Below are 21,876 nucleotides of genomic sequence, written 5' to 3' on the forward strand. Positions count from 1 at the left end.
CCCATAGTTTGTTAAGTTTGTTGTTATAGCGCCGGTACCGGCATATCTTTTTGTGCGTAAAAATCCGCAACGAATTCATCTAACGTCTCAGAGGCAATCGCGTCTCTTAAGCCTTGCATAACACGCTGGTAATATCGCAAGTTATGAATAGTATTTAAACGCGCGCCTAATATTTCGTTACATTTGTCCAAGTGATGTAGATATGACCGGGAATAGTTTTTACAAGTGTAACAATCACATTTATCGTCTAGTGGACCAGTATCCGTTTTATGCACTGCATTACGAATTTTTACGATGCCGCTGGTGACAAAAAGATGACCGTTTCGCGCATTACGCGTTGGCATAACACAATCGAACATGTCCACTCCGCGGCGTACGCCTTCGACTAAGTCTTCCGGTTTACCTACCCCCATCAAATAGCGTGGTTTATTTGCTGGGATCTTATCAGTGGTGTGATCCAAAATACGGATCATATCTTCTTTAGGCTCACCTACAGATAAACCACCAATGGCATAGCCGTCGAAGCCGATTTCTTCGAGTCCCTGTAATGATACATCTCTAAGACCTTCGTACATGCCGCCTTGAATGATACCAAATAGCGCTGATGGGTTGTCCCCATGCTCCGCTTTACTTCGTTTCGCCCAGCGTAACGACAGCTCCATTGATTGACGCGCTTCGCTTTCGGTGGCCGGGTGCGGTGTGCATTCATCAAAAATCATTACTATGTCAGAGCCCAAGTCACGTTGTACTTGCATGGACTTTTCAGGGGTTAGTAATATTTTTTCACCATTGATTGGTGAGCGGAAAGTAACTCCGTCTTCAGTAATTTTGCGCAAGTCACCTAAGCTAAAGACCTGAAAACCGCCTGAATCGGTCAGAATAGGCTTTTGCCAATGCATAAAATCATGTAAATCACCGTGCTGTTTGATGATTTCAGTGCCAGGTCGCAGCATTAAATGAAAGGTATTGCCGAGGCAAATATGCGCACCTGTGTCATCGAGCTCTTCTGGCGTCATGCCTTTAACCGTACCGTATGTGCCCACAGGCATAAACGCTGGCGTTTCAACTACGCCTCGGTCAAATTTAAGACGGCCGCGGCGAGCTTTTCCGTCTGTGTTGTCTAATTCAAATTGCATAAATACTTCCTGCTGATAAGGCTTGCTTACCAGCGTTTTCTCGTCTTAGGTGATTTTAAATGCCTAACAAGCGAGTTGCTGACAAAAAGTGGCCGGATTATATACGAATTGCATGAATGAATAAAAACTAATAACGCACTAATTACTCACTAGCCTTCTTCGTGCAGGTTAATCCTTATTCGCAGGCTGATTTTTTTCGATAAACATCGCGTCACCATAACTAAAAAAGCGGTATTGCTGGGCAATCGCTTCTTGGTACGCGTTCATGACATTTTCTTTTCCGGCAAAGGCACTGACTAACATAATGAGCGTTGATTCAGAAAGATGAAAATTGGTCAACATGGCATCGACTACCTGAAATTGATAGCCAGGGAAGATAAAGATATCCGTATCACTGAAAAAAGGCGCAAGCTCAGTGCCGTTGGTCGACGCTGCTTTCGCTGCAGATTCTAACGATCTAACAGAGGTAGTTCCCACAGCGATAACGCGTTTACCCGCGGCTTTCGTTTTGGCGATAGCATCAATCACATTTTGTGGCACTTCTGCATACTCAGAGTGCATTTGATGCTCAAGAATGTTGTCAACGCGCACAGGTTGAAAGGTACCAGCTCCCACATGCAAAGTCACAAATTCAGTACTGACCCCTTTGTCTTTTAATTTCTGTAAAATCGCATCATCAAAATGTAACCCAGCCGTTGGAGCCGCAACCGCACCAGGCTTTTCGTTATAAACGGTTTGATAACGTTCCTTATCAGATTCTTCATCAGGGCGGTCAATATAAGGAGGTAAAGGCATGTGGCCGTATTGCTCGAGGATCTCAAGGATCGGCTCAGGGTTAAGCAGCCTTAATTTGAACAAAGCGTCTTGGCGTCCTACCATTTCCATTTCCACTTTGTCCTCAAGGAGCAATTGACTGCCCTCTTTGGGAGATTTACTGGCACGCACATGCGCTAAAACATGATGCTCGTCAACAATACGCTCAATCAGCACCTCTACTTTACCGCCTGATGCTTTTTGCCCTAATAATCGCGCAGGGATGACGCGAGTATTGTTAAAAATCAGCAAATCGCCCGGGTGGATCAAGTCAACGACGTCGGTAAATTGCAAATGAGATAAGCCTGTTTTGGCTAAATGCATTAATCGACTTGCGGTGCGCTCTTTGGTGGGGTAACGCGCAATAAGGGCTTCAGGTAAATCAAACTGGAATTCAGAAACTTTCATATATCATCCTGGGAAATTAGCCCGTTATTTTACGTATATTAATTGATACCTGCAATTGCCTTGGCATACTCAAGTTGCCTTGTTACTTGGCTTGATGCGGCTAAAATGACGTCAACAGTTTATATATTATTGACGTTTCTCCTAACTGTTACTTTGCCCAGCGACTCTTGCGTTGGGCTTTTTTTTGCTTCTATTATTACCTACCTAGGGCGGCGCTAGAATACCTAACGCTATATTACGTAACGCCATATTGAGTACAATTTTGCTGTAACGAAACTTGTTGTACAGAACTATACTCGCCAGACATAAATACGTTATTTCATCGCTCTTGCGATAGATCTTGCCCCATGTCACTGAACATATCCACAATCTCGTCACGCTCAATGCGACGCATGTTGAGCACATACATGATTTGTAACAACAAATCAGCGCCCATAATGCCTTTGTTTACTTTATTGCGGAGGTTGTCTGCGCTTTGATTCACCCCAATTGAAACTAGGCGTTCACTAAGATCCTGATATTTAACACCACGCTTTGACATTTCCGCTTTTAGTAAACGCTGGACGACTTGACGCCAATCCGCAGAGGCACTATTTGTCTGTTTTGCTGTCAGACCATCCGAATGATTTTGCATAATGATACCAATGCTATAAATGTGACGTATAATTTACATTAGTGATAAATAAATATCAAATGTGGAAAATAATATTTGACTAATTGTTTTTCAACTGACTACACTAAGCCCGAGTTTTGCTGAACAGCTCAATGAAAAATTGAGCCATACACGAATAACGGTCATTAGCCATACAGGAGAGTAGCCATGACATGGGATCTTAATCAACTTGAGGCCCTTTTTAGTGACAACCAAGATCTCGTTGTTACCCGTGAAGAGAATTGCTTATTAATTGCCAATAGCGACGGCGTAGATGCCTGGCTAGCGATAAGCGGAGAGCAAATCCTTGTTGAGTCTTTACTTTTCTCAGTAAATGAGGTGAAAGACAAAACAGCGTTAAACGAAGAGATTTTAAAGTCCCATATGATTTTCCCGTTAACCACAGTGGGAATTTCTAACGTGGCGGGCGATGAATATTACACCGCCTTTGGCTCGTTGAGTTCACAATCGAAACCCGAGAGTGTGAAGATCGAAGTGCAAACCCTATTTCAAAATGTAGAAGCATTTTTAGATGCTTATGCAGAACATTTACTTTAATCGAGGAGTGACATTATGTCGGTGTGGAGAAAATTAGTAACGGCCGTTAAAGGTGGTGCAACAGAAGCAGCGCAGACAGTTGTAGACAGCCAAGCAATTCGCATCCTTGAGCAAGAGATCCGTGAAGCAAAAGACGAGCTGCGCAAATCGGACCATGCACGCACGCAAATACTTGCCAAGTGTAAACTTTCTCAGCAGAAAGTCGCCAGCTTACAATCATCTATCGAGCAATACGAAGAGCATGCTCGTAAAGCTATAGATTCTGATCGTCAGTTAGCCCTTGATTGTGCGCAAAAAGTCAGTGATTTAAAGGCTGAACAGGAAGGTGAGCAAAAGTATTTAGATCAGTTCAAGCAGTCGGAGAAGCAGTTAGCCAACAATATCAGTCAAGCTAAAGCCAATTTGCGCCGCTTAGAGCAACAGGTTGATATGGTAAAGGCCACTGAGTCTGTGCAAAAGGCTCAGGTCGCTGTATCGTCTCGTCATTTAGGCGCAAACAGTAAAATGAAAACGGCTACTGAATCGCTGCAGCGTATTCAAGACAAACAAACCTTGCGTGATGCAGAATTGCAAGCCGCACAGGAATTGGCAACTGAAGAGTCGAGCGATGATTTAGAGAAACGTTTGGCGCAAGCCGGTATTAAAGGCGGTCAAACGTCTGCCGACGATGAGTTAAGCCGCATTCTAGGCAAGTAAGCCGCGACAATTTAAATGGCCAGTCAGCAGTTGCTGACAGGCCATTTTCTTATTTTACTGCTTAGTTTGTGCCACTATATCTCACAAAGGAATGCGTCACATTGGCTAATGGCTTGGGATATGAAAGAATATGCCGAAATAACAATAACCTGAAGTTAACGCCATGTTTATAAAAATACGCAGGATGCTGTCTCAGTATTTTGCTGAAATGCGTTGGTATACCTTATTAATCGCGTTAAGTTTTTACACCGTTTCAAGTTGGTGTTTAATGGCTCTTGCTGGCGAAGACGCACTAACAAACACCACAGATTTTATTTATTGGTTGGTGGTAACGGGCTCAACAGTGGGTTACGGAGACTTATCGCCAACAACGACTGCGGGTAAATACATCGTTTCTTTGTATGTTATCCCTGTTGGCCTAAGCTTTTTTGCACTTGTTATTGGTCGCGTGGCTTCATGGGTGTCATTTCAGTGGTTGAAAGGAGTAAAGGGTTTGCAAAGTTTATCGGTATCTAATCATATTCTGGTACTTGGGTGGAATGAGCAGCGCACCCTCAGGTTATTGGACTTATTATTGCGTGAGCGTGAAGCAGTAGATGAACGCCCCACTATAGTGTTATGTGTTCGGGCTGACATTACTAACCCCATGCCGGACAAAATTGAATTCGTCAAAGTCAATAGCTTTAGCAACGACAAAGACATGGATCGCGCATGTATCGCTGATGCAAAAGTGGTATTGATGGACAACCCAGAAGACGATTTAACCATGACCACGGCGCTCTATTGCAGTCAGCGCAATCCGAGTGCGCAAATGGTGGCTTATTTCACCGATGAAACATTAGCTAACTTGCTTCAACGGCACTGCCCGAATGTTGAATGTACTCCGAGCGTGGCAATAGAAATGTTGGCAAAATCAGCGTTTGATCCAGGTTCAAGCGTGCTACATCACGACTTACTTAGTGTGGCTGAAGGCCAGGCGCAGTATTCAGACTCCCTTCCCCTTGATATGCCATCGATGCCCGTCGGCTTAGCATTTAATCAATTGAAATCTCGTTATAATGCGACCCTCATCGGCACGTCTAAGAGCCACGACAAGTTAAACATACAAGTTAATCCCAATTTAGACGAGCAGCTTTCTCCAGGTGACAAAGTATTTTATATCGCCGAGTCGAGGATCAAGCATATCGAGTGGCAACGTTTTTCTGAGGAATAATATGTTCAGTAAATTATTTGGTAAAAAAGACACCACTAAAACCCCAAAAGCGCCTGAAATTATGGGCCTTTACTTGGGTGGTTCATTTCAAATTGATCCACTAAAACTCAAACTAATAGAACCAAGCCTTATCATTGAGTCTGCAGCCAGCTCACATATTATTCAGGCGGTTGGTGAAGTCGATTTAGATTCAGGTGGCAAAATTCTGCGCTTTTACACCGATGACGATGCATTTTTACAGGTCGTATTAGATGGCGGCATAACAGAAAATCACATTACTGATGTCAAATTATGGTATTTCTATGAAACCAAAACCGTTGGCTCAGATGCTCAGTGGCAACAACTGCTAAAAAGCGACATATCTCAAGCACTGTACACCCTCGAAGGGCATACTTATCAGCGTGTTTGGGATGCCGTTGGCGATGTATCTCCCGCTGTGGCGATGACCGAAAAAACTTATGAAGAAGATGGTGATGTCAGTGAAACTGACCAGTTCGTCATGCTTTACGAGCGTGAGCTAGATAACAGCGACATTGAAGCGCTGTTGGTAAGTGGTGAAGAAAAACTAGTAGGGCAAAACCTTGATCGCTGCTTAGTCATCAGCAGCGGCTTTAATATAGCGCAAGCCGACATCTCTATAAACGGCTAACGGTTCCCAATAAATAAAGGAAAAATGATGGAAACAATACTCAATTCAATTTCTGGGCTCGGCCACTTCGTTGCCTATTTCGCTGTATCAATCGTACTACTATTTGTATTCAAAATTGTCTATGCGTTTGTTACACCCCATGATGAATGGAAGTTAGTCAAACAAGAGAAAAACCTTGCTGCAGCCATTGGCTTTGGTGGTGCAATTATTGGTTTTGCTCTGGCGTTATCGAGCGCAGTGGCAAACTCTGCATCATTACTAGACTTTATCGTATGGGGTGTGGTGGCAATAGTTGCCCAAGTGGTGGCGTTTTTGCTTTTACGTTTTACGTTTATGCCGAAAATTGCCGAACGCATCATTAATAATGAAATATCCGCAGGTACTATTCTAGCCGCCATTTCGGTTGCGGTAGGTTTACTAAATGCCGCCTGCATGACGTACTAGGAGGCCATATGACTCAGCGTAAACGCTCATCAAATATCAACCTAGCGAGTATGCGTAAAGGCTTTTCAGTCAAACCTTTGGCATTAGGTATTGCAGCAGTAATGCTTAGTGGTTGCGGTGAAGAAACTGAAAAAGCCACTGTGTATACCTCAGTAGACGATTGTACCAATCAAAATCCAGGCCAAGAAGAACTGTGTAAGACCGCCTACCAAGACGCGTTAGATGAAGCCCAGCGAACTGGCCCTAAATACGCATCACGACAAATATGTGAAGAAGAGTTCGGCGCGAATCAGTGCAATTATACGCGCACCGAGAGCGGTTCATTCTTTATGCCCTTTATGGCAGGTTACATGTTAAGTAACCTACTCTCACCTAGGGGATATAACACTCAACCCATGTTTACCTCCTATTCGCCCTACTCGTCTTATCGACACCGTTGGATGGGCGCTGATGGCAGCGATTATGGTGACTACCGCCGCCGCAACATGAACGTCAGCAAAAAAGCGTTCAAATCTAAGCCCAGTGTATCGAAAACCATGAGCCGTGGTGGGTTTGGTAGCAGTGTACGCGCTAAGTCAAGCTGGGGCAGCTCTAGTAGAAAGTCCAGTGGTTGGGGTGGCTAACGCGTTTTATGTTTCGTATTCCTATACAGCAACGCCCCAATTGGCAACGTAAAGCCGCTGATTTCGGCTTCAAATTCCATACTATGCACGGGGAGCCCTATTGGGACGAAACAGCTTACTACCAGTTTACCCTTAACCAAATAGAAAACGACATAGAGCAGCCCACTGCTGATATTCACCAAATGTGTTTGGCAGTGGTCGAACGCGTGGTTCATGATGAAGCCCTACTGGCGCGTTTTCAGATACCTGAGACATTTTGGCTGCCTATTGCAGATTCATGGAAGAATCGTGACCCAAGCTTATATTCGCGTTTGGATTTTAGTTACGATGGCAGCGGGCCAGCAAAGCTATATGAAAATAACGCAGATACGCCGACTTCCTTGTATGAAAGTGGGTTTTGGCAGTGGTTATGGTTAGAAGAGCAAGTCAACAAAGGGCTAGTGCATAAAAAAGCCGACCAATTTAACTCCCTCCAGGAAAAGCTTGTTATCCGATTGGGCGAAATAGCTCATCACTATCAATTAGATTTCATGCATTTTGCGTGTTGCAAAGACACAGACGAAGACAGAGGTACGGTGCAGTACTTGCAAGACTGCGCCAGAGAAGCCGGGATCGCAGATTACTTTGTCTATATGGAAGATATTGGATTAAGTGAAAGTGCGGCGTTTACCGATCATGACGACCAAATCATCGAAACGTTATTTAAACTTTACCCATGGGAATTTATGCAGCGTGAAGATTTTGCCCAGCATATTCAGTCCTCTGGTACTCACTGGGTTGAGCCACTGTGGAAATCGGTTTTATCTAATAAAGCGCTGATGCCCATGTTATGGAAAATGTTTCCCGGCCATCCTAATTTGCTCGCGTCATACTTTGAAGACGAACTGCACCTAGCAAACGAAACTCAGCTGGTAAAAAAACCCATATTTTCTCGCGAAGGCGCCAATATCAGTATTATTGAAAACGGAAAAACGGTGCTTGAAGCTCAAGGACCGTATGGTGAAGAAGGGTTTATTTATCAAGCCTATTCGCCATTGCCAAAATTTGGAGATAATCACACCTTGATTGGTTCTTGGTTGGTTGACGATCAACCAGCGGGTATATCAGTAAGGGAAGATACCTCCCTTATTACTCAAGATATGTCGCGTTATTTACCGCATATTATTTTGTGACAATTTGACATCTCATTTTCTATTCATTTAAGTCAAAATACTGTTATCACTTAATCAACGCAGTTTTATGAATAGCAAAAACTTCACATCGCGCACTTCATCTGGTTTAAGCCAACAGTTAAAAATTGTTGGCTGCATTTTCGTTTTAATCACTGCCATCGAAATAATTAACCTCCTAACTGGGCGGGCATTAAACCATTTCGGTAATATTCCGCGCTATATCCCAGGACTTATTGGTGTTTTAACTGGGCCGTTTTTACACGGGAGTTTAAGCCATTACCTATCGAACATTATCCCATTGTGTGTGCTGAGTTTTCTGATGTTGCAATACGGCAATAAACGATTTTTCGGCGTCACATTTTTTTGCATCATACTAACCGGATTATTGGTGTGGTTATTTGGCCGCTCAGCCAGTCATATTGGCGCTAGTAGTGTGATATACAGTTATTTTGGCTTTCTATTATTGGCTGGCCTTTTGAGTCGAAAGTTTAAGTTGATCATCATATCCTTGTTGGTGGCTTTTTTTTATGGCGGCCTAATATTCGGTGTCTTGCCCGCAAGAACCTTTGTATCTTGGGAGGGGCACTTATTTGGTTTTATCTCTGGTTTAATTGCCGCAAGATTATGGGCTAAAAACCTATAGTGGCAAAACAAAAACGAGCAATAAGGCTTTATCATTAAATTAACCAAACGTAGTGCTAGAGCGTGAAGTGCAACTTCCCTATAATGCATGAGCAGTTTATAAACTAATCAAGGCCCCAATGAGTAATCAAGCCCCTAAAAAGCAAAACGGATTTTTTGGAAATCTGGCATTTAATATCGTTATTCCCGTCGTGATCATGAGCAACTTGAGCTCTGAGCAATACCTAGGGCCCGCATGGAGTATTGTTGCGGCACTTATATTTCCCATCGGGTATGGGCTTTGGGATCTAAAAGAATCAGGCAAAGTAAACGCCTTCTCTGTGTTAGGGATTGTCAGCGTAATTTTAACTGGCGGTATTAGCCTATTGGAACTTCCTGCGGAATATATCGCGATAAAAGAAGCTGCCATTCCGGCAGTTATCGGTATCGCAGTATTGATAACTCAGCGCACGACTAAGCCCCTATTAAAGATCCTTGTACTTAATGAGCAAATTGTCAATTGGGATAACTTATCTCAAGCTCTCGAAGCAAAAGGGACCACCAGTGATTTTGAAGGTAAAATGGCGATCAGTTCTTATATCGTTGCCGGTTCGTTCTTCTTATCCTCAGTTTTAAATTATGTATTGGCGAAAGTGATTTTAGTTAGCCCGCCAGGAACAACAGAGTACACAGAAGAATTAGGGCGCATGACGGCCTTAAGTTACCCAGTGATTGTTATTCCCAGCATGATAATGTTAATGGGTGCCCTGTGGTACTTGTTCGCGCAAATCAAAAAGTTAACCGGTGAGGATTTAGAGAACTTCCTCGCGCAACAATAATCGCACTCCCTCTAGGCGCAAAGAGTGATTTAAGCGCGTATTGATTTGGATTTTGCGGTCAAACAAAAAACGCTGATAGAAACCCTATCAGCGTTTTTTTGATTAAGACGTCGCGATGTCGTAATACGTGTTCCCTTTCAAATAGTGAGAACCCAGAGCAAAAGCTGCTAGGGCATTTCTAGCAGACGAGTTTTAAAGAGCGTACACTGCGTTGCATAACGTCGAAAGAGAGCCACGATTCATTTATGCGCCTTGTTTAAACCCTTTTAAACGCTCGCTGAGTGACAACTTTTAACGTGAAATGGTATTATTCGTCAGGTGTTTGCACAGCCGTCATTTCTGACCCAGTAACGTAAAGATATTATCCGCAACTTGCGTGTTGTTTAACATTCCTCGAAACATTTCACTCCCTGGCCCTTTAGCAAAAACAGGCACATCCACGCCTGTGTGTCCACCTGTTGTCCAGCCAGTGTTAGTACGCACATCTAATAAGGCTTTTACCGTTTGATAAGCAATTTCTTCATCTTGTGTGTCGATTGCTTCTATCATGGACTTTTCTTCATCATTGAGTGAGAAACCCAGTAAGTCTGCTGCTAATGCGCTTTTTTTCTCTGCAGCCATTAACCGCTTAGCAATGGCGTATGGAGAAGCCTGCAAATTATCTAGCCATTGGGGCTCCCAGCGATAAATTTTGTTCGCACCAATGGTAAAGCCGCCCGTGCTATGATCCGCAGTCAATACCAATAAGGTATCAGGATGGGCATCAACGTATTGCTCTAACCAGCTCATCGTTTGTGCTAAATCCTGCATTTCGAACATGGCGGCGCCAACGTCATTCGAATGACCAGCCCAATCTATTTGACTGGCTTCTACAAGTAAAAAGAACCCTTGGTCATTTTCAAGATGATTCACCGCAGCTTGAGTAAGCGTTTTTAAACGCTGCTTAGGGGGCATATCTAACGCCCAATTTAAGCCTTGCTCTGCAAACAAACCTAACAATGGTTGCGTGGAATCCGCTGTTTCCAATTCTGCAATGTTATCAACGTATTGGTAACCAACGTTTTGGAATTCCTCCACTAAGTTACGATCGTCACGTATGAAGTAGTCCCAACCACCACCGAGCATGACATCAAGTACAAAACTATTCGCTACTTTACGGTCAAAGTAACTGTCGGCGATCTCATTGTAGTTCTTCCGACTCTCGTTATGTGAGGAATAGCCTGCTGGAGTCGCGTGGTTAATCTGTGACGTTACTGCGATGCCCGTTTTCATTCCCTGCTCTTTCGCCCATTCAAGCACGGTAGAAACTGGTTTTTTATCCACGTCGACGGCAATTGCGCCATTATAAGATTTCACACCTGTGGCCAAGGCCGTAGCACCTGCCGCAGAGTCAGTTACATAACCAGAGATTCGTGCGGGGTAAGTACTTGCCATACCCACTAACATGCGGTCAAAAACAGTTTGCTCTACTTCTAGGGTGTTCTTGTCATCAGCGAAATAACGATACGCCGTGGTATACGCAGGCCCCATTCCGTCACCAACAACCATAATCACATTTTTAGGCTCTTGCGCTACGACACCCATACTCAGAGCTGATAGCAAAATGGTATTCACAAACTTCATTTCATTCCTATATTTGCTTGTTATTCAAACGCTTGATTATACGCAGCCTTTTATGACATGACGTAGTATCAAAGGTATTTTTTTGAAAACCGCTAAGTTTTTTTGTCGCAAAACATGTGCAAAACTCACAGCAGACGAAAATATCCCTATGCAAAACTGAGATAAAAGCAGTACTTGCACGCAAAATTCATCTGCTCTCGATATATTTATCATTCCTGCAGCTATTCAATTAGGCAAATTAAAATACCTATCTATCTCACGCCCCTTGCAATTCAAAGTGCGCCAACATGTATTCATGTAAGAAATGATGGAAATCATTACCATTTTCTTTCGTTATCAAAATTCTATTAGTAGGATTCAGTCATCGGTTAGCAGCAACATTCAATTTACAAACTCGCTAATCAAATTTTACTTTCAAACATAAGGAACATCGTCATGTCTAACTATACAAATGACATTCAAGCTGCCCAAAACTTAACAGGCGAAAATAGCCAAACTTGGAATGCAATCAATCCTGAATACGTTGCGCGAATGAAAGCACAAAACCGTTTTAAGACAGGCTTAGACATTGCTAAGTATACTGCGGGTATCATGCGTAAGGATATGGCTGATTATGATAAGGATTCGAGCTCATATACGCAGTCTTTAGGTTGCTGGCACGGATTCATCGGCCAACAAAAAATGTTAGCCATTAAGAAACACCATGGAACCACTGATAAGCGTTACTTGTACTTATCAGGTTGGATGGTAGCAGCACTACGCTCTGAATTTGGCCCACTTCCTGACCAATCTATGCATGAAAAAACGTCAGTACCCGCTTTAATTGAGGAACTATATACTTTCTTACGCCAAGCCGACGCAAAAGAGCTAGGCGAGTTATTTACTGCCCTTGATAAAGCAAAAAATGCAGGCGAAAGCACCCAAGAAATTCAAGACAAAATTGATAACTACCAAACTCATGTCGTGCCTATCATCGCTGATATCGATGCGGGCTTTGGTAACGAAGAAGCGACTTACTTACTTGCTAAAAAAATGATTGAAGCTGGTGCGTGTTGCATTCAAATCGAGAACCAGGTGTCTGATGCAAAACAATGTGGCCACCAAGACGGTAAAGTAACCGTGCCTCATGAAGATTTTCTATGTAAAATCAATGCTGTACGTTATGCATTCCTTGAGCTTGGTGTAGATGACGGTGTAATTGTTGCCCGTACCGATTCTCTAGGTGCTGGCCTGACGCAAAAAATCCCTGTGTCTCAATCACCTGACGACTTAGCGGCTCAATACAATGCCTTTTTAGAAACCTCGGAAGTGTCTTCTGTTGATGATCTAAAAGACGGCGACTCTGTGTTGAAACTAGGTGGCAAGCTTGTTAAGCCAGTTCGTCTACCTAATGGTTTGTACAAGTTCAAAGAAAACACAGGTTTCGACCGTGTGGTACTTGACTGTATCACCTCGCTACAAAATGGTGCAGATTTACTGTGGATTGAAACAGAAAAACCTCACGTACAGCAAATCGGTGAAATGGTAAGTGCCATTCGCAAAGAAGTGCCAGACGCGAAATTAGTTTACAACAACTCACCTTCTTTCAACTGGACGCTTAACTTCCGTCAGCAAGTATTCGATGCGTGGTCTGAGCAAGGTAAAGATGTATCTGGCTACAACCGTGATGAATTGATGTCTGCACGTTACGATGCCTCTGAACTAGCTCAAGAAGCAGATGAAAAAGTACGCACATTCCAAGCTGATGCAGCACGTGAAGCAGGTATTTTCCATCACTTGATTACGCTACCAACTTACCATACGGCAGCACTATCAACTGATAACCTAGCGAAAGGTTACTTCGGTGAGGAAGGTATGCTTGCATACGTTAAAGGTGTTCAACGTAAAGAGCTACGTGAAGGGTTAGCTTGCGTAAAACACCAAGCAATGGCGGGCTCTAATTTAGGTGATGATCACAAAGAATATTTCTCTGGTGAGCAAGCGCTTAAAGCTTCAGGTAAAGACAACACTATGAACCAGTTTGACGTGGCTGTATAACAAGCAACCGCTCTAAGTAGAAAATAGCAGGGCAACCTGCTATTTTTTTGCCTGTCCAATGGCATTCACTTATAAAATACATCTAGCCATACCATCATTATATGATATTGGGATTTCGGCATAAGCTATTTACCAAACCAACCAATAATTTAAATTCTCTATAAAATACAAAAACTTAAATTTTTTTGCTAAGCCTCTGGTATCTTTCTCTCATCTAAGTACAATCTGGCAATACAATAAAAGATAAGAAGTACATTAATATTATGAATATTTCAAAAGTCGACCTTAATCTATTGGTGTACCTGGATGTTCTTCTACGCGAAGGCAGCGTAACCCGCGCAGCGAACCAATTGAGTATCACCCAGCCAGCCATGAGCAATGGATTGAAACGTTTGCGTGATCTATTCAAAGATCCATTGCTGGTACGTACCAGTGATGGCATGACTCCCACCAAGCGTGCGCTAGAGCTGCAACCGGTTATACGTGATGTGCTTTCAAAGCTCGAAGCGTCTATTCAGCCCGAAACAGACTTTGTACCAGAAACCAGCAAGCGCACGTTTCGCATTATGGCTAGCGATTACGCAGAATCGACTTTGCTGCTAGAGGTTATCCGTCAGCTCGCTAAAGTCGCCCCCAATATTACCTTGGACATGATCACCCCAAGTGATGTTACTTTCCATGATGTTGAGCAAGGTAAAGTAGACATGGCAATCAATCGTTTTGAAGAATTGCCATTGTCCTTTCATCAAAAAGTAGTGTGGTACGATCGCTTTGCTTGTGTTGTTAGCAGTAACAATCCCATAGTGGAAAACTTTACTCTACAAAATTATATCGACAGCAAGCACATTTGGGTAAGTAAAACGGGCTTTGGTGTGGGCGTAGGGATAGATCCAAACGAAGTACAAAAGCTTGGATGGGTGGATGCTGAATTGACTAAAATCGGCCAAAAACGCGATATAAGAGTGTTTACTCGCCATTATCACGTCGCCTTGCAGCTAGCGAAAGTCCAAAATTTGGTGGCGACACTTCCTAGTAAAGCCGCAGCACTTTATGAGAATGATCCAAATATAGTGATTTTAGACCCCCCCTTTGATATTCCCCCTATTGGCCTAAAAATGGCGTGGAGCGCATTACTGCATCACGATGCGGGGCACATTTGGTTACGTCGATTGATCACTGAAGTTGGTGAAAAATTATCCGCCCAATGAAACATTCATATAATTTATAGCTGAGATAGAAACCATAAATTAAACAAAGTAAGCTTTACTTCGTAGACTGGGTTCATAGCCTTACAAATGGAGTAGATCATGCAAGCATACATTCAACGTGAACAACTACAGGTAGCAAAAGAACTTGCTACCTTCATCGAAGATCACGCTCTACCTGGCAGTGAAGTGTCCCCAGCAGATTTTTGGGCTAGTTTTAGCAATATTCTCGCTCAGCTTACCCCAGTGAATGATGCCTTACTGGCTAAACGAGATTCACTGCAGACAAAAATCGATGCGTATTGCCAGACTCATTCACCTCTTGAGCCTGGCGCTTACAAAACCTTTCTACAAGACATTGGTTATTTAGAGACGCCACCAGCTGACTTTTCGATTACCACTGAGCACGTTGATGACGAAGTGGCGGCTATGGCCGGCCCCCAACTTGTTGTGCCTATCAATAACGCGCGCTTTGCACTTAACGCTGCTAACGCTCGTTGGGGAAGCTTATATGATGCGGTGTACGGCACAGATGTTATTCCTGAGGATAACGGAGCAACACGTACCAAAGATTACAACCCGACACGAGGCCAAAAAGTAATCGAATACGCAAGAAAGTGGCTAGATGTTATCGCTCCACTGACAAACGGCTCACATTCAAGCAGCCAAGGTTACGATATTACCTCAGGTCAGTTAGTGATTACCCTTAATGATGGGCGCACTGCAACGCTAACAACCCCTAGTCAGTTCGTTGGATTTAGCGGAGATAAAAACAACCCTAGCGCAATTTTATTAATACACAACGGTTTGCATGTAGAACTTCAGTTTGACCGCTCACATCAGATTGGTCAAAGTGATCCCTCTGGCATGAAAGACATTCTTGTGGAATCAGCGCTGACCACCATCATGGATTGCGAAGACTCAGTTGCCGCAGTAGATGCGGAAGATAAAACGCTGGTTTACCAGAACTGGTTAGGGTTAATAAAAGGTACCCTTGAAGTAAAGCTTAATAAACCAGGTAGCTCCTCTATAAGACGCCTTAACGAAGATCGCCACTACACATCAATTGACGGTCACCCCAAAACATTGAGTGGTCGCAGCATGATGTTTGTGCGTAATGTAGGTCATTTAATGACAAACGATGCGATATTGTTTCAAGGCAAACCCATCTATGAAGGCATTATGGATGCAATGATTACCAGTCTAATCGCTAAACACGATTTACTCGGAAATGGCGCTTATCGAAACAGCAAAGCAGGCAGCATTTACATCGTTAAACCTAAAATGCACGGCTCAGAAGAAGTGTCCTTCGCGGATACGTTGTTTAGCCAGGTTGAAGATGCACTGTCACTACCCAAAAATACCTTGAAGATGGGTATTATGGATGAAGAGCGCCGCACTAGCGTTAATTTAAAAGCTTGTATCCACGCCGCTAAAGATCGAGCGGTATTTATTAATACGGGCTTTCTGGATAGAACCGGAGATGAAATCCATACTTCCATGCATCTAGGCCCATTCGCATTGAAAGCAGAAATTAAACAGCAACCTTGGCTTACCGCTTACGAACTTGCGAACGTTAAAATAGGTGTAGATGCTGGTATGTCAGGTAAGGCACAAATAGGCAAAGGTATGTGGCCGATACCGGATAATATGGCGGATATGATGCAAAGTAAGACTGTTCATCCACAATCTGGTGCAAACACCGCATGGGTTCCCTCCCCTACGGCCGCGACACTGCATGCTTTACATTATCACCAAATAGACGTTTTCAAACTGCGCCAACCTATCGTAACAAATGACTATGATGGGTTGGACGATATTCTCACCGTTCCATTGTTGGAAAACCGTTCCGCTCTTAGTGAGCAGGACATACAGCGCGAGTTAGACAACAATGTGCAAGGAATTTTGGGTTATGTAGTACGCTGGATACACCAAGGAATCGGATGCTCTAAGGTACCTGACATTAATAATGTTGGGCTAATGGAAGACAGAGCTACCCTGAGGATTTCAAGCCAGCATATTGCTAATTGGCTGTTGCACGGCTTGATTAACGAAACACAAATCAATGACTCTATGTTACGTATGGCAAAACTAGTCGACGAACAAAATCGTTCTGATCAAGAGTATATACCCATGATGCCAGAACCTGCACAAACGAGTGCTTTTCAAGCGGCTCAAGAACTTATATTACAAGGAACGGCTCAACCAAATGGCTACACCGAACCAGTTTTACATGCTAAGCGCAGAGAAATGAAGAACAAACTCGCGAGCTAAATAGACTCTCAACCTACGGGCCTGGTGGTGCATTATTTTTCGCGCTATCGGGCTTATTCACTCCTTTACCAGCCACCCACTTCAACACATTTCTGTAGCCCTTGGCAGCTGTATGCATAAGTAAAATATGCACTGGCATCTTTATCCAGTGCCCTCTTACTAATGCCATCATATTTGCCAGCGTTAACCCTGACACATGACATAATTTATGATGAGGTTGAAGTACTCTCTTATACACCCAGTCATATACCACTAACTTAGGGCGTGAAGGTAACCAGATTTGGCTCTTTTGCAACTCTGCTGGCGGTATTGGAGTATCAAAAAGGGTCGTTGTATAGCGCAAAGCAAGAGCAAGCTCTAAACCGAAACCTGTCTTTTGCGCCAATATAAACAGTGCATCCCAAAATGCTTGCTCAGTTCCAAACTCGCTAAAGAGTAGGTGTAGATCTGACAAATCCCGAAAACCGTGGTGGTACTCTTCTTGATAAAACAAATGGACGGCACTGTGTAAGATCATAGCCTCTGGCGCTAATACGCGAGCACCGCAGGCTAGCGTGCGAGCCCCTTTCGTAAAATCACTTATTTCTGGTGCCTTGCCGCTGATAATAGGCACAAGGTTATGGTGTACGTCTAAAATAGTGCCTCGCCCTGAGTGCTTCAAAGGCGGAATTTCATGGGCCCACTGACGATAATACATATCATCGTAATCGTCATTTGGTTGACTAAACCAAGCGTAAACGCTTAGGCGCGCTTCAATCTCCCGTAAGTTCCCTTTTGACACTAACATATCAATATCTGAAAAAACTCGGCCTATGCCCGCGTCACACCCGGATAACGTATAAGCTGCGCCTTTTAGATAGTAGACGTCTTCATGATAAAATTTGGTTAATATACGTTTGAATTCAGTCGCTTCGAACTGCACTTGCTGAGCTAATAATTTAGCATGATACTTAGCTGAAATAAGATGTGTTCGGGCGTATTCGGGTAGCGAATCGCCCTCAGTATCGAGGGCGTAAGCCACTCTAGGTAACACAGAGGCATCACGGGCTATTCTTATCAAGTATTCCCAATCTAATAGCGAAATAGACTGAGGTACATCACCCGACAATAGTTTAACTAAATGGGCAGAGTATTTGACTGTTGTGCTCATGCTGAAAACTGCCCTTCATTCAAAAACGCCAGTACCTCAGCTAAATCGTTATAGTGTATTTCCACTGCAGCAGTATTCTCGACTAACCTTTGCAAAGCTAGAAAACCGTCTGCGCCTAATACAGAGTCGTTAAAGGCATTGTCTGACAGCGCTTGAAAAGCATCAGCTTTGGATAAGCTGTAAATGTCTAACGTAACATCAGGTGTGTATTTGGGTAGCACAACAGCCATCACCTGCGCTGTTTGCTTAATATTATCAACACTTGCAATAGGCGGCTTCACATGAGCCACATCACCTTTATTGGTATCTCTGGCAATATTTGAAATCGTCACCTGAGGAAACCAGGACTTGACCAAATCGATCGAATTATTCTTTAAACAAATGGGGCGAACAAAGGGATGAACTAAACCACTTTGTAGATCAATTACTGTCATCTCATCTGACAACAAGCGCCACCCAGAATGCGCTAAATAGGCCGTTAATGTACTTTTGCCAGACCCTGGCGGCGCGGGAAAAATAACGGCTTTGCCGTCTTTTTCCAGCACTGCACCATGAAGTAAAAGGTATTTGTGCATATGTGACGCCATGCACCAGTTCATTCCCCACTCCAACACCGGATACGCTTGTGAACGCGGTAGAGGTAAAAATGGCACGAAGTCATCGAGTAAAAAGTGGATCTGCGGTTTATACCAGCGCCTCATCGATTTAGGGCGTTGCACCGCGACGCGAAAATCAGCAGGCGACGTATTATCCAGCAGCACATAATCACCATACAGCTGATAAAGCACATGCTGCACATCGGGCAAGGCCGATTGAATACCAAATGCTGCCACGCCTAAATCAATATTAACATCTCCTTTTATCAATCTCGTAGCAGCTTCAGATGCCGAAATGTCCCTAAGCCTCAAGTGATTCAACCTTATCAATGATATGCTCAGTTAACAGGTGCTTAATTGATTGCTGAATGTCATCTAATGAATAATCAGGTAGTGCTGCGCACATTTGTTCTTCACTGAAATAGGAGCCTTGTCGATATTGCTCGACAAAGGCGAGAAAGTGATAATGTAACCGAAGGGTATTCCCTGTGATTGGCACAAACACAAAAACGCCAGACGAATCGCTGGCGTTATAAGTCAGAATATTAGCGTTAACTTGATACAAACGAAGCTGCTATAAAATCGATTATTGCGTATACGTCTGGCTCAATGCATCTAAAAGCGCGCCTTGGTTTTTCATCGCTTCATCTTCAAGCATAGTTGCGTACATTTCAGGTGTTACATCTGTCGACAACGGATATTTACCATACAGAGCGTTCAAATATCCGGCAACTAAGTTTTTATCGACATCAGAACCTCTGGCTAAAATTCTCCACAAGTTAGACCCCGAGCTCACTTCACTACCTGTTGGTGAATAACTAAAAATGCTATTCCACTTTATCGCTTTGAGTTCATCTTTAAATCCGCTGTTATTTCGTGCTGTAGACTTCCAAGACGCAGGAGAAAGACCAGAAATAGACATCGTTTCACAGGCTTGTGATAAATTTCCTGACAGGTTACCTGAAACCGTACAACCATTGGCCGTGGTCGCCCATGTAGATTTAGCCGGAAGACTAACTATTAATGCTGCAGCAGATCCTTTTAATAGAAACTTACGTCGGTTTGAAACAGCTTCTTTGCCATTCTCAGGTTTATTTTCGACGACACTCATTGTTTTTAATACTCCATTTGTAACGCTTATCAGTCAAACCAAGCAAACTCCGGGCCACTACGCAACCCATTGATTTTTATAAATATAATAAGTTCTGTTTAAAAAACTGTAAATTTTAGTGACAGCGTTTATTCAGCTATCTATTAGTTTACGTCAAAGCCTTTCTTTTTGCTCAGTATTCTTAAATATTTAACAGGAATAGCATAACTAATACCGCTTGGTTTTTCTAATACTGCTTCTTTGGTTTCCTTTATAAAGACTTTATTTATAATGCCTATGACATCACCTGATTCAGCGTCATAAATCGCGCTTCCACTGTTGCCTGGATAAGCGGTCATATCTAGTTGGTAAATCATAAAAGGGTTTTCTAAGCGATTACGCATCGTCATGGTTAAATTTCGCGCATTAGCACTTGGTATTACATCAGGTGTTAATGCGGCGACCATGCCTTTATGCGTCGCAGGATATAAACCAAGAATTGAACCAATGGGAAACCCTGTCATCAATATGTCCTGTCCATCTTCAGCGTAGGCGTCGGGACCAAGTTTGAGTGCAGGTAAGGTATCGCGAATTTTTAAAATAGCGAGATCGTGTACGGGATCTTTAGCAATAATTTCAGCTTTATGAATTTTAGGCTGACGCCCAGTACCCGAAAAGACAATATGATATTGAACAATTTGCGGATCAAGCGGTTCAGATACCACATGATAGTTAGTAGCTATTAGCGTTCCGTCGCCGAATACAAAACCGCTTCCTCGCAGCTGATGACTAACTGCCGACATAGCATCGTATAACCCTACCCCTACCACTGATGGCTTAACACGCTTTACAAGATTTGTTTTTGGTGAGGCGTTGGCTGTTGCGATAAATGTTATACAAGAAAAAACAACACAAATGATTTTATATATAGAATTTTTCGTTATCATAATAAGCTACTTACTATTTCGTAGGGCTAATGTGAAAATAAACGTTGTCACAACAATAGTCTAACGTGATTAATACCTTAGGGTTATACACAAAATATCAGGATTAATGAAATGAAAGTATTAGTCACAGGCGCAGCTGGGTTTATCGGTTATCACGTTTGTCAGGTGTTATTAACACGAGGCGATGATGTTGTTGGTATTGATAATATCAATGATTACTATGATGTAAATTTAAAACACGGTCGTTTAGATGAGTTAGCGGCACACTCAAACAGCAAAAACTTCAATTTTATCAAATTGGACATCGCGCAACGCAGTGAAATGGAAGCTTTGTTCGCTGAACACAAATTTGACAAAGTAGTGCATTTGGCCGCGCAAGCAGGCGTGCGCTATTCCATTGAAAATCCCCATGCCTATATCGATAGCAACATTGTAGGCTTTACCAATATTTTAGAAGGTTGCCGACACAATGCGGTACAACACTTAGTCTACGCATCATCAAGTTCAGTGTACGGTGCCAATGAATCAATGCCCTTCTCGGTGTCTGATAATGTGGATCATCCAGTATCACTTTACGCTGCCAGCAAAAAAGCCAATGAATTAATGGCGCACACCTACAGTCATTTGTACGACTTACCCACCACAGGGCTACGCTTCTTTACCGTTTATGGGCCGTGGGGTCGTCCAGATATGGCCTTGTTTAAGTTTACCAAAGCAATTTTGGAAGATGATCCCATTCAAGTTTACAACTTCGGAAATCATAGACGAGACTTTACTTACATTGATGATATTGTCAGTGGTGTTATCTCAACATTAGACCACAATGCACAAAGTAACTCTGAGTGGCAAGGTAAAACACCTGACCCTAGCAGCAGTAAAGCGCCATGGCGCGTTTACAATATTGGTGCTCAAACCCCAGTCAACCTACTTGATTTTATCACGACCTTAGAAGATGCCTTAGGCAAAGAGGCCGACAAGGAACTACTACCAATGCAACCAGGAGATGTACCAGATACATTTGCAAACGTTCAAGCACTGGTTGACGATGTAGGTTATCAACCAACGACACAACTCAAAGAAGGTATTACGAATTTCGTAAATTGGTATAAAGACTTTTATAACCTTTAAAG

At 43.1% G+C, this 21,876-nt stretch carries 22 protein-coding genes; 13 read left to right on the forward strand and 9 right to left on the reverse strand.

Translation table 11 applies throughout. The features are described 5' to 3' along the window. Positions 1-23: 23 nt before the first annotated feature. The 3 genes from tgt to FX988_RS07300 form a co-directional block, all read right to left on the reverse strand. Positions 24-1,136 carry a tRNA guanosine(34) transglycosylase Tgt gene (gene tgt / locus FX988_RS07290; RefSeq protein WP_160179008.1) on the reverse strand — a complete coding sequence of 371 codons (1,113 nt, stop codon included), beginning with the start codon at positions 1,134-1,136 and terminating at the stop codon, positions 24-26. Positions 1,137-1,304: 168 nt separating this feature from the next. Beyond that, on the reverse strand, positions 1,305-2,357 hold the full coding sequence (gene queA / locus FX988_RS07295) for a tRNA preQ1(34) S-adenosylmethionine ribosyltransferase-isomerase QueA (protein ID WP_160179009.1): 1,053 nt from the start codon (positions 2,355-2,357) through the stop codon (positions 1,305-1,307). A gap of 319 nt (positions 2,358-2,676) precedes the next feature. Beyond that, positions 2,677-2,991 carry a DUF6471 domain-containing protein gene (locus FX988_RS07300; RefSeq protein ID WP_160179010.1) on the reverse strand — a complete coding sequence of 105 codons (315 nt, stop codon included), beginning with the start codon at positions 2,989-2,991 and terminating at the stop codon, positions 2,677-2,679. 186 nt (positions 2,992-3,177) lie between these two features. Here FX988_RS07300 and FX988_RS07305 point away from each other — a divergent pair, with 186 nt between their 5' ends. The 9 genes from FX988_RS07305 (at position 3,178) to FX988_RS07345 (ending at position 9,824) form a co-directional block, all read left to right on the forward strand. Then, the gene (locus FX988_RS07305) at positions 3,178-3,567 is read left to right on the forward strand and encodes a YjfI family protein (protein ID WP_160179011.1); all 390 of its coding nucleotides are present in this window, start codon (positions 3,178-3,180) and stop codon (positions 3,565-3,567) included. 15 nt (positions 3,568-3,582) lie between these two features. Continuing rightward, a complete protein-coding gene (locus FX988_RS07310) occupies positions 3,583-4,263 on the forward strand; it encodes a PspA/IM30 family protein (protein WP_160179012.1) in 681 nt (226 codons plus the stop codon). A 163-nt stretch (positions 4,264-4,426) separates the two neighbouring features. Next, positions 4,427-5,476 carry a potassium channel family protein gene (locus FX988_RS07315; protein WP_160179013.1) on the forward strand — a complete coding sequence of 350 codons (1,050 nt, stop codon included), beginning with the start codon at positions 4,427-4,429 and terminating at the stop codon, positions 5,474-5,476. Between the two features lies 1 nt (position 5,477). Then, positions 5,478-6,125 (forward strand): YjfK family protein, encoded by a 648-nt coding sequence (locus FX988_RS07320; RefSeq protein ID WP_160179014.1) that lies wholly within the window; start codon positions 5,478-5,480, stop codon positions 6,123-6,125. Positions 6,126-6,152: 27 nt separating this feature from the next. Next, complete coding sequence (locus tag FX988_RS07325) at positions 6,153-6,569, forward strand: DUF350 domain-containing protein (RefSeq protein WP_007989002.1); 417 nt, start codon at positions 6,153-6,155, stop codon at positions 6,567-6,569. Positions 6,570-6,577: 8 nt separating this feature from the next. Beyond that, on the forward strand, positions 6,578-7,192 hold the full coding sequence (locus FX988_RS07330; protein WP_008302453.1) for a DUF1190 family protein: 615 nt from the start codon (positions 6,578-6,580) through the stop codon (positions 7,190-7,192). An 8-nt stretch (positions 7,193-7,200) separates the two neighbouring features. After that, positions 7,201-8,364, forward strand: a complete 1,164-nt coding sequence (locus FX988_RS07335; protein WP_160179015.1) for a glutathionylspermidine synthase family protein — start codon at positions 7,201-7,203, stop codon at positions 8,362-8,364. A gap of 67 nt (positions 8,365-8,431) precedes the next feature. Next, positions 8,432-9,007, forward strand: a complete 576-nt coding sequence (locus FX988_RS07340; protein WP_160179016.1) for a rhomboid family intramembrane serine protease — start codon at positions 8,432-8,434, stop codon at positions 9,005-9,007. 118 nt (positions 9,008-9,125) lie between these two features. Continuing rightward, positions 9,126-9,824, forward strand: coding sequence for a VC0807 family protein (locus FX988_RS07345; protein WP_160179017.1), 699 nt, complete (start codon positions 9,126-9,128; stop codon positions 9,822-9,824). A gap of 333 nt (positions 9,825-10,157) precedes the next feature. Here the strand turns inward: FX988_RS07345 and FX988_RS07350 are convergent, their stop codons facing one another. Beyond that, positions 10,158-11,447 (reverse strand): alkaline phosphatase, encoded by a 1,290-nt coding sequence (locus tag FX988_RS07350; protein ID WP_160179018.1) that lies wholly within the window; start codon positions 11,445-11,447, stop codon positions 10,158-10,160. A 435-nt stretch (positions 11,448-11,882) separates the two neighbouring features. On the opposite strand from FX988_RS07350, the gene FX988_RS07355 reads away from it, so the two are divergent. The 3 genes from FX988_RS07355 (at position 11,883) to FX988_RS07365 (ending at position 16,963) form a co-directional block, all read left to right on the forward strand. Then, entirely contained in the window at positions 11,883-13,484 is a 1,602-nt protein-coding gene (locus tag FX988_RS07355; RefSeq protein WP_160179019.1) for an isocitrate lyase, read from the forward strand. Positions 13,485-13,747: 263 nt separating this feature from the next. Next, positions 13,748-14,692: a LysR family transcriptional regulator gene (locus FX988_RS07360; protein ID WP_160179020.1), complete on the forward strand. Its 945-nt coding sequence runs from the start codon at positions 13,748-13,750 to the stop codon at positions 14,690-14,692. Between the two features lie 99 nt (positions 14,693-14,791). Continuing rightward, positions 14,792-16,963, forward strand: coding sequence for a malate synthase G (locus FX988_RS07365; protein ID WP_160179021.1), 2,172 nt, complete (start codon positions 14,792-14,794; stop codon positions 16,961-16,963). 13 nt (positions 16,964-16,976) lie between these two features. Here the strand turns inward: FX988_RS07365 and FX988_RS07370 are convergent, their stop codons facing one another. The 5 genes from FX988_RS07370 to FX988_RS07390 form a co-directional block, all read right to left on the reverse strand. After that, a complete protein-coding gene (locus FX988_RS07370) occupies positions 16,977-18,113 on the reverse strand; it encodes a nucleotidyltransferase family protein (RefSeq protein WP_160179022.1) in 1,137 nt (378 codons plus the stop codon). Then, on the reverse strand, positions 18,110-19,021 hold the full coding sequence (locus tag FX988_RS07375) for an HprK-related kinase A (protein ID WP_160179023.1): 912 nt from the start codon (positions 19,019-19,021) through the stop codon (positions 18,110-18,112). The genes FX988_RS07370 and FX988_RS07375 overlap by 4 nt, the downstream gene beginning before the upstream one ends. After that, a complete protein-coding gene (locus FX988_RS07380; protein ID WP_160179024.1) occupies positions 19,011-19,274 on the reverse strand; it encodes a hypothetical protein in 264 nt (87 codons plus the stop codon). Before FX988_RS07380 ends, FX988_RS07375 begins: the two co-directional genes overlap by 11 nt. Before the next feature lie 21 nt (positions 19,275-19,295). Next, positions 19,296-19,820 (reverse strand): hypothetical protein, encoded by a 525-nt coding sequence (locus FX988_RS07385; protein WP_160179025.1) that lies wholly within the window; start codon positions 19,818-19,820, stop codon positions 19,296-19,298. Between the two features lie 143 nt (positions 19,821-19,963). Continuing rightward, positions 19,964-20,746 carry a S1 family peptidase gene (locus tag FX988_RS07390; protein WP_160179026.1) on the reverse strand — a complete coding sequence of 261 codons (783 nt, stop codon included), beginning with the start codon at positions 20,744-20,746 and terminating at the stop codon, positions 19,964-19,966. A gap of 111 nt (positions 20,747-20,857) precedes the next feature. Between FX988_RS07390 and FX988_RS07395 the strand changes: the two genes are divergently transcribed. Then, a complete protein-coding gene (locus FX988_RS07395; RefSeq protein WP_160179027.1) occupies positions 20,858-21,874 on the forward strand; it encodes an NAD-dependent epimerase in 1,017 nt (338 codons plus the stop codon). The last annotated feature ends 2 nt before the right edge of the window (positions 21,875-21,876 follow it).

Origin of the sequence: Paraglaciecola mesophila, assembly GCF_009906955.1 — a bacterium.
Taxonomy (GTDB): Bacteria; Pseudomonadota; Gammaproteobacteria; order Enterobacterales; family Alteromonadaceae; genus Paraglaciecola; species Paraglaciecola mesophila_A.